At 57.8% G+C, this 7695-nt stretch carries 7 protein-coding genes; 4 read left to right on the top strand and 3 right to left on the bottom strand.

Annotated elements, in window-relative coordinates:
- Position 1: 1 nt before the first annotated feature.
- Positions 2–334, bottom strand: coding sequence for a rubredoxin-like domain-containing protein (locus ABYO54_RS11405; RefSeq protein WP_372808377.1), 333 nt, complete (start codon positions 332–334; stop codon positions 2–4).
- A 212-nt stretch (positions 335–546) separates the two neighbouring features.
- Between ABYO54_RS11405 and ABYO54_RS11400 the strand changes: the two genes are divergently transcribed.
- From ABYO54_RS11400 to ABYO54_RS11390, 3 genes are all read left to right on the top strand, one after another.
- Positions 547–1332, top strand: a complete 786-nt coding sequence (locus ABYO54_RS11400; protein WP_372808376.1) for a Nif3-like dinuclear metal center hexameric protein — start codon at positions 547–549, stop codon at positions 1330–1332.
- 126 nt (positions 1333–1458) lie between these two features.
- Positions 1459–2493, top strand: coding sequence for a phosphoribosylformylglycinamidine cyclo-ligase (purM, locus tag ABYO54_RS11395; protein ID WP_372808375.1), 1035 nt, complete (start codon positions 1459–1461; stop codon positions 2491–2493).
- 119 nt (positions 2494–2612) lie between these two features.
- Complete coding sequence (locus ABYO54_RS11390) at positions 2613–3803, top strand: hypothetical protein (RefSeq protein ID WP_372808374.1); 1191 nt, start codon at positions 2613–2615, stop codon at positions 3801–3803.
- Between the two features lie 96 nt (positions 3804–3899).
- On the opposite strand, the gene ABYO54_RS11385 is transcribed toward ABYO54_RS11390, so the two are convergent.
- Positions 3900–5699, bottom strand: a complete 1800-nt coding sequence (locus ABYO54_RS11385; protein ID WP_372808373.1) for a phosphoenolpyruvate carboxykinase (GTP) — start codon at positions 5697–5699, stop codon at positions 3900–3902.
- A 245-nt stretch (positions 5700–5944) separates the two neighbouring features.
- Between ABYO54_RS11385 and ABYO54_RS11380 the strand changes: the two genes are divergently transcribed.
- Positions 5945–6337: a hypothetical protein gene (locus tag ABYO54_RS11380; protein WP_372808372.1), complete on the top strand. Its 393-nt coding sequence runs from the start codon at positions 5945–5947 to the stop codon at positions 6335–6337.
- Here the strand turns inward: ABYO54_RS11380 and ABYO54_RS11375 are convergent.
- On the bottom strand, positions 6334–7695 hold a 1362-nt coding region (locus tag ABYO54_RS11375; protein WP_372808371.1), incomplete at its 5' end, for an ATP cone domain-containing protein. The two genes, ABYO54_RS11380 and ABYO54_RS11375, sit on opposite strands and share 4 nt — an antisense overlap.

The following is a 7695-nucleotide window of genomic DNA, read 5'->3' as shown; positions in this document are numbered from 1 at the left end:
TCTAACCCCACTTGCCTTTGCCCATGTGGCCCTGCATCTCGGTCATGGAGAGTTTCATCATGATATACGAACTCTTCAGGCTTTTCTCGAACACATCCACGCATCCCGGATCGAGCGCATCCTTGATGCCGTCTTCGCAGACCCGCTCGATCTGGCGCGCCAAATCGATCAATTGGGCATGCAACGCGTTCGTGTGGCGCGAGCGTTCGATCAGTTTGGCCGCGGCTTCGTCGAGTTCCGTGAAGTCGGCTCCCTTCGCCCCGCACTTGGGGCAGGTTTCGCAGACTTCATCGCCGTCGTGGATGTAGCCGCAGATACATTTCCATTTCTTCATAGCATTCTCCTTGTTAGGTAAAGGCATTCTAATTAACAAACATGCTAAGGCAAGTCTGCCTTCAAACATTCAAGGGGGAATGGCCTCGACGGCGAGGACTTTTACCGCTTCAAACCGGCTTAGATCCAAAAGCTGGGTCAGCGGCTTCGCCGGCCTGCGGCCACCGCACTCCGAAGATTGCGCTCCCCGTTTCCTTATGCATAATTCGTCCTATGAATCTACCAAGCGTAATCGAACAACTCGAAGCCATCGCCCCGCTGAATCTGGCAGAAGATTGGGACAATGTGGGTTTATTGATCAATCCGCTGCACCTGCGCGATGTGAAGAAGATCCTGCTGACGATCGACCTGACCGAGGCGGTGGCCGACGAGGCCATTGCACGGGACGCCGACCTCATTGTGGCGTATCATCCGATCCTGTTCCGGCCGGCCAACCGGCTGAACGCCAGCAACGCGTATGACCGCACGGTCATGAAACTGATCCAGAATAACATCGCGGTTTATTCGCCCCACACGGCGCTGGATGCGGTGATCGGCGGCGTCAACGACTGGCTGGCCGATGGCGTCGGCGAAGGCGAGGTTTCGGTTCTGAGGCCCATTCCCGGCTCCGATGCCGGACAGGGCCGGCTCGTTGAGTTGAAAACGCCCGTGAAGATCAAAACGCTGACGCAACGGGTCAAAAAACATTTGGGGCTGAAAAACCTGCGGCTCGCGGAGGCGGCGGAGGCGGATCGCCCGGTTCAAACCGTCGCCCTCTGCGCGGGGGCCGGAACGGACGCCTTCAAGGGGGTGACGGCCGACTGCTACCTGACGGGTGAAATGAGCCACCACAACGTGCTGGCGGCCACGCTGGGCGGATCGCATGTCATTCTTTGCGAGCACACCAATACCGAACGCGGCTACCTCCCAACGTTGGGTAGGATTTTGGGCAAAGCCCTCGGCGCGGGGGTTGAAATCGGCGTTTCCGCCAAAGACGCCGATCCCTTGCAAATCCACTAGTTCCAACCAAGGCAAAAAAACGGGTCTTCGGCTGATCGGGGCCGCCATTAATTCTGGCATCAGGCTTGTTTGAAACGGCGGATGAGGGTTTAATCCGCGCATTATTTTTCAGAAAGGGATGCTCCAATGAGTGAAAAGAAAAAATCCGCCTATGCCGAAGCCGGCGTGGATATCGATGTAATGATGGGCTCGCTGCAGAACATCAAAAAAGATGTTAAATCAACGAATACCGATGGGGTTGTCAGCGAGATCGGCTCCTTCGGAGGCCTGTTCAAGTCGCCGGGCGCAGACAGCCTGCTGGTCAGCTCCGTCGACGGCGTCGGCACCAAGCTGAAGGTGGCCAATATGGCCGGTATTCACGACACGGTTGGACAGGATCTCGTCAACCACTGCGTGAACGATATCTTGGTCCAGGGCGCACGTCCCCTCTTCTTCCTCGACTATCTCGGCACGGCCTCCCTGGCACCGGAAGTTTTCGAAGCGGTGGTCAGCGGCTTCTGCAAGGCCTGCCGCGAAAACGGCGCGGCCCTGCTGGGCGGCGAAACCGCGGAAATGCCCGGCCTCTACCCGCAGGGCGAATACGACCTCGTGGGCACCATCGTTGGAGCGGTCGAGCGCGATAAAGTCATCACCGGCGAAAAGGTTGCCGAGGGCGACGTCCTGATCGGCCTGCCCTCCACCGGGCTGCAGACCAACGGCTATTCGCTCGCGCGCAAAGTGATCTTCGAAACCGCCGGCAAAAAGCTGGATGATCTGGTTCCGGGAACGGACGTCACCTTCCAGGATGCGCTGCTGGCCATCCACTCCTCGTTCCTCCACCCGGTTATGGCCGTGCTGGAAAAAGTCGACATCCACGGCATGGCCCACATTACCGGCGGCGGACTCTACGACAATGTTCCGCGCGTGTTGCCGAAAAACGTCGATGCAAAGTTCGACCGTTCCAGCTGGAAAGTCCCGGCCATCTACACGTTCATCGAAGAACAGGGCAACGTCGACCACGAAGAGATGTTCCGCGTCTTCAACATGGGCATCGGCTTTGTGCTGATGGTGGCCAAGGACAAGGTTGACGCCACCCTGGAAATCCTGAAAGCCAACGACCAGGAAGCCATCGTCATCGGCGAAGTCGTTGCCGGTTCCGGCAAAGCGGTGCTGATCAACTAAGGTTGCAACGGTTTAAAATAACCCCATTGCGGGGCAGGCTTTCCAGCCTGCCCCGTTTTTTTTGCAAAGATCCGGGCGGCCACGGGCGTATAGGCATTGAAACCAACCCGGAGGTCATCATGAAACGGTTCTTTGTCAGGCATGCAAAATCCAGCGCCCTGCTGGTTACCCTGTCGATCCATGTCGCGTTGCTGGTTGTTGCAACGGGCTTTGTTGCATTCAAAACATTGATTGAACCGACCATCCGGTTTGTCGATCCTCCCGTCGAGCGTTCGCGCCCCCGGATTCCGGCAACGTTGCGCCTGCCGGCGCACTCGGCCAGCAAACGCGCGCCGAAACCGCGGATCGAGCAAAAACCCCTCCGCATCACGTCCATCAAACCGGCCGCGTTCACCCTTCCGCCGGTTGCGATGATCGGTGTTCCGATGGAGGGCGTCCGCGACGGCGCGCAGGAAGGCATTCCGATCGGCTTCAACGCGGAATTCAATTTTTTCGAATCCAAGGCCAAGGGCGAGAAGGTTTGCTTCGTGGTTCACTTTGGTCCGGCCACGATCGGAAAAACCCCCTATAGCCACATGACGGGCTACACGATCCGCAAACGGCTTGAAGACATCGTTTCCGCGCTGCCCGACTACACGCTGTTCAACGTCGCCTGCTACTGGGCGGGCGACACCTGCGCCCTGTCGCCGCAAATGCTGCTCGCCAATCCAGCGAACAAACAAACGATGATGGATTGGATGGCACCCGTGAATCCGCTGGAGGGCAACTATGATCATTGCTTTGCCTGGAAAGGCGCCGAAAGCCGGGTGAAGGCGGCCCGCGCCCAATGGCCGACCCGCGTCGAAGGCCTGCCCTTCTATTCCCCGAAATGGGTCTATCCCTATGTGGTTCCGAACCACCTCGAACAAAAATATCTCGGCGAAAACAAGGATTTCATGCACTGGGGCCGCGGCGTGGCCTGGGCCGTGCTGACCCAGAAGCCGGATACCATCTTCGTGCTGACCACCAACTATATCGATGGCTGGGGCGGTGGCGGAAAAGGCGCGCCGACCAAAATGGTGGCGGGATATAAAAAGATGATGCTCGACGTCTACGGCCCCGACAAACGCACGTGGCCCACCATCAATGTCGTCGTGCTTTCCCACGCCGGCAAGGATGCTTCGGCCGCGCACAACGTGCTCGATGCCCAGTTCGGCCCGATCGTCCGCGCGTTCAAAGGCGACGGATCCGTGATCGAGGACATCGCCAAATTCATGAACGACACCGAGAAAAAGCTGATGCGAAAATTCGCCGCCGAGCATGGCGATTAACCGGCAGGGCCCGGCTCCGCAAACCAAAAAAGCGCCCCGCAATGCGGGACGCTTTCTTGGAAGTGCCGATCCGGAGATCGGCTCTCGCTGGAAGTTTTAGGCTTTCAGGCGAGCTTCGAGCTTGGCCAGCTGCTCGGTCATCTTGGCCGGGAGCTTTTCGCCGAACTTGGCGAGGTAAGCCTTCGCGTCTTCCACGGTCTTCAAGAAGGCTGCCTTGTCGACTTTCATCAGCTTTTCCCAATCTTCGGCCGGGATGTCCAGGCCGTCGAGGGTCAGGTCGCCGTCGATCGGCATCAGACCGATCGGGGTTTCGCGAGCTTCAACCTTGCCTTCGACACGGTCGCACATCCATTTCAGGACGCGGGAGTTGTCGCCGAAGCCAGGCCACAGGAACTTCTTGCCGTCTTTCTGGAACCAGTTGACGTAGAAGCAACGCGGAGCCTTGTCGCCGAGCTTTTCGCCCATGTCGAACCAATGCTGCATGTAGTCGCCGGCATGGTAGCCGATGAACGGAGTCATGGCGAAGGGGTCGAAGCGCAGGGAAACGTTACCCAGGTCGAGTGCCGCAGCCGTCGGCTCGGAGGAAGCGGTTGCGCCCATGTAAACGCCCTGTTCGAAGTCGAATGCTTCGTGAACCAGCGGCATAACGGACGTGCGCTTTCCACCGAAAACGAAGATATCGATCGGAACACCGGCCGGATCTTCCCAGTCTTCGCAGATGACCGGGCAGTTCGCGGCGCGTGCCGTGAAGCGGCTGTTCGGGTGTGCACCCTTTTCGCCGGAATCCTGGCGCCACGGGTTGTTCTTCCAGTCGATTCCGCCGCCGCCGGGGCAATCATAGCCCATGTCTTCCCACCAAACGTCTTTGTCTTCCGTGACAACAACGTTGGTGAAGATGGTGTCTTTCGAGCACGCGGCAAGCGCCATCGGGTTGGAGTACTCGGCCGTACCCGGAGCAACGCCGAAGAATCCGGCTTCCGGGTTGATGGCGTAGAGACGTCCGTCTGCGCCCGGCTTCATCCAGGCGATATCGTCGCCGATGGTTTCAACCTTCCAGCCCGGTACCGTGGACTGCAGCATGGCGAGGTTGGTTTTTCCGCAAGCGGACGGGAAGGCCGCCGCGATGTGGAACTTTTTGCCTTCCGGGCTCGTAAAGCGGAGGATGAGCATGTGCTCGGCCATCCAGCCTTCGCGGCCGGCCATGGCGGAAGCGATACGCAGGGCCAGGCACTTCTTGCCGAGCAGCGCGTTGCCGCCGTAACCGGAACCGAAGGACCAGATCAGGTTTTCTTCCGGGAAGTGGGCGATGTATTTCTTTTCGATCGGGGCGCAGGGCCAGCGAACGTCTTTCTGGCCGGGCTCGAGCGGAGCGCCAACCGAGTGCAGGCAGGGAATGAACTCGTCGGTCTTTTCGATCAGACGAAGAACTTCGGTGGTGACGCGGGTCATGATGTGCATGTTGACCACAACGTAGGGCGAGTCGGTGATTTCGATCGCGTTCTTGGCGATGTCGGATCCAACCGGTCCCATGGAGAACGGGATCACGTACATGGTACGGCCCTTCATGCAACCCTTGTAGAGTTCACGCATGGTGGCTTTGAGTTCAACCGGATCGATCCAGTTGTTGGTCGGGCCGGCATCCTCTTCCTTGACGGAAGCGATGTAGGTGCGGTTTTCAACACGCGCCACGTCGGACGGGTCGGAGTTGAACGCGAACGAGTTCGGACGCTTTTCTTCGTTGAGCTTGATCGCCATTCCGCTTTCGACCATTTCGGCCATCAGACGGTCATATTCTTCGGTAGAACCATCACACCATACGATCTGATCAGGTGTGGTCATCTCTGCGATTTCAGCTACCCAGTCGAGCAGCTTTTGGTTGGTTGTGGGAGCACTCATGTTGTAAACCTCCATGTGTTAGTTTTGAGACCCTTGTACGTGAAATTTCGCGATAGGATAGGGATTCGCCGAACGATGTCAAACCTTGCCGGACAAAAAATAGGTTAGTAAACCACTAACCAAATTCGCCCCGCCCCCTGCCGCTGCTTTTCGGCCAGGTTATAGGTGCTTGGAATCAATCGATTGAGACAAACCTAGACATCCGGCTTGAGTTCGCGCGGCCGATCCTATCTTTTGTAGTCGTTATGAGACACCGGAAAGCCAAAGCCTGGGAATTGCGTTTGAAGAGCGTGTTCGATGAAATCGACGCCGAGCTGGAAAACCGGTTTGGCGAGCGCTACTCGCTACACCCTTCCCGCCCGCCAAGAGGAAAAACATCCAATCCTGAGATGGATGGCCTGTTCAACGTCGGTGCGTCTTTTTCCGCCGGGATCGGCTCGAAATTCGGTCCCGGCTACGTGGTCGACATCCGCCTCTCAACGCTTCAGCGCGTGCCGCCGGAGTTGAAGCAGGAACTGCTCGACCAAGTGCAGGCGATGCTGGCCGAAAAATTACCGGTCGCCTTTCCCGGCCAGGAATTGCACGTCGACTTCGACCGAAACCACCTGCGCATCCATGGCGACCTTAGCCTGGACTAATACTGGTAAACACTGTCGCCGATAAATTCCCGGAACAACGCATCTTCGGGAATGCAGGAGAGGTCGACCGCGTCGTTCAGGGGTTCCAAAAACTGCATCACGCGCTGGGCGCGCAAAAAGGCATCCTGCCGCTTGAAGTCGTCCCGGTACAGCTGGATCGCTTCCGGGAAATGGCGGAACAACTTGTTCTTGAGCACCGGGAATTCATAGGGCATGGCACTGTTGACCACGAAGTCGACATTGCCGATGAACGGGATAATGTATTGCAACTCGCTCTTCCGGACATAATGCCAGTGCGTCAACGTCAGCATGGGGTCGTGGCTGCGGCTCCAGCTGTCGCGAATCATGCGGCGCATGAGGCGGTGGTCGGTCCAGCGCATGAACTCGTCGTTGCCCTTGCGGAGTTGGCCAAGCGTTTCGATGTATAGCCGGAACTTGTGGGCATCCGCCACGCTGCGCGTCATGTCGGAATAGAGCCCGTGAAGGCAGTCCATCAGCAAGATCTCATTGTCCTCCAGATGCATTTCGTAAACATTCAGCGTTCGCTTGCCGGTATGGAAATCGTAGTGCGGCGTCTTGACGCTTTTTCCCGCCAGCAGCTGCTCCAGATGCTTGTTGATCAATTCGATGTCGAGGGCCTGCGGCGTCTCGTAGTCATAGTCGCCGAATTCGTCCATCGGGTGGTCTTCGAGATCGAAGAAATAGTTGTCGACATGGAAGGCCTTGAGTTTTTTTCCATGCCGGGACAGCTGCTGCTTCATCTTGATGGTGGTCGTGGTCTTTCCGGACGACGAGGGGCCGGCAACAATAACCAGTCGCACGCCGTCGCCATGGTCGAGTACGCGCTTGCCGGCCGCGCGGCATTCGTTGGCATAGCGCTCCTCGCACGCCATCACCAAATCGGGATAGCTCCCTTCTTCAATGATCCGATTGATTCCCTCGATCGATTCGCAGCCATGCTCCATGTTCCAGCGCAGGACCTCGTAGATCAGCTTGTAGGGAATATTGTCGGTCGCCTCGACCGCGCCCTGCTTCGCCTCGCGAATTTCCGTGCGCTTTTGGCGGTAGATGATGTAGGCCCGCGCCGCCTTGATGTGCCCGTTTTCCATCAACACCGCTTCAACGATGTCCTGCAAATCCTCGACCGTCGGGATCAGTTCGACATAACTCTCCGCCGTACGCTTCTCCACCAACAGCGCCAGGCGCTCGGCTTCCTCAAAGCTAAAGCCGCCGCTGGAAGCCGCGGCGGCTTTGAAGATGGCATTGGTGATTCGGCTACGGTCGTACCAGACCAGTTGGCCATCGCGTTTGATTATGGTACGAATGGCTCCCATCGGTCTATTCGCCGTCGAGGAATC

Source organism: Pontiella sp. (assembly GCF_041622395.1).
Lineage (GTDB): Bacteria > Verrucomicrobiota > Kiritimatiellia > Kiritimatiellales > Pontiellaceae > Pontiella.
This window is presented reverse-complemented; position numbering and strand designations above follow the sequence as displayed.

Bases quoted from the DNA above. Each gene is read 5' to 3' on its own strand.
- ABYO54_RS11405 (WP_372808377.1), bottom strand. From the start codon at position 334: ATGAAGAAATGGAAATGTATCTGCGGCTACATCCACGACGGCGATGAA.
- ABYO54_RS11400 (WP_372808376.1), top strand. From the start codon at position 547: ATGAATCTACCAAGCGTAATCGAACAACTCGAAGCCATCGCCCCGCTG.
- purM (WP_372808375.1), top strand. From the start codon at position 1,459: ATGAGTGAAAAGAAAAAATCCGCCTATGCCGAAGCCGGCGTGGATATC.
- ABYO54_RS11390 (WP_372808374.1), top strand. From the start codon at position 2,613: ATGAAACGGTTCTTTGTCAGGCATGCAAAATCCAGCGCCCTGCTGGTT.
- ABYO54_RS11385 (WP_372808373.1), bottom strand. From the start codon at position 5,699: ATGAGTGCTCCCACAACCAACCAAAAGCTGCTCGACTGGGTAGCTGAA.
- ABYO54_RS11380 (WP_372808372.1), top strand. From the start codon at position 5,945: ATGAGACACCGGAAAGCCAAAGCCTGGGAATTGCGTTTGAAGAGCGTG.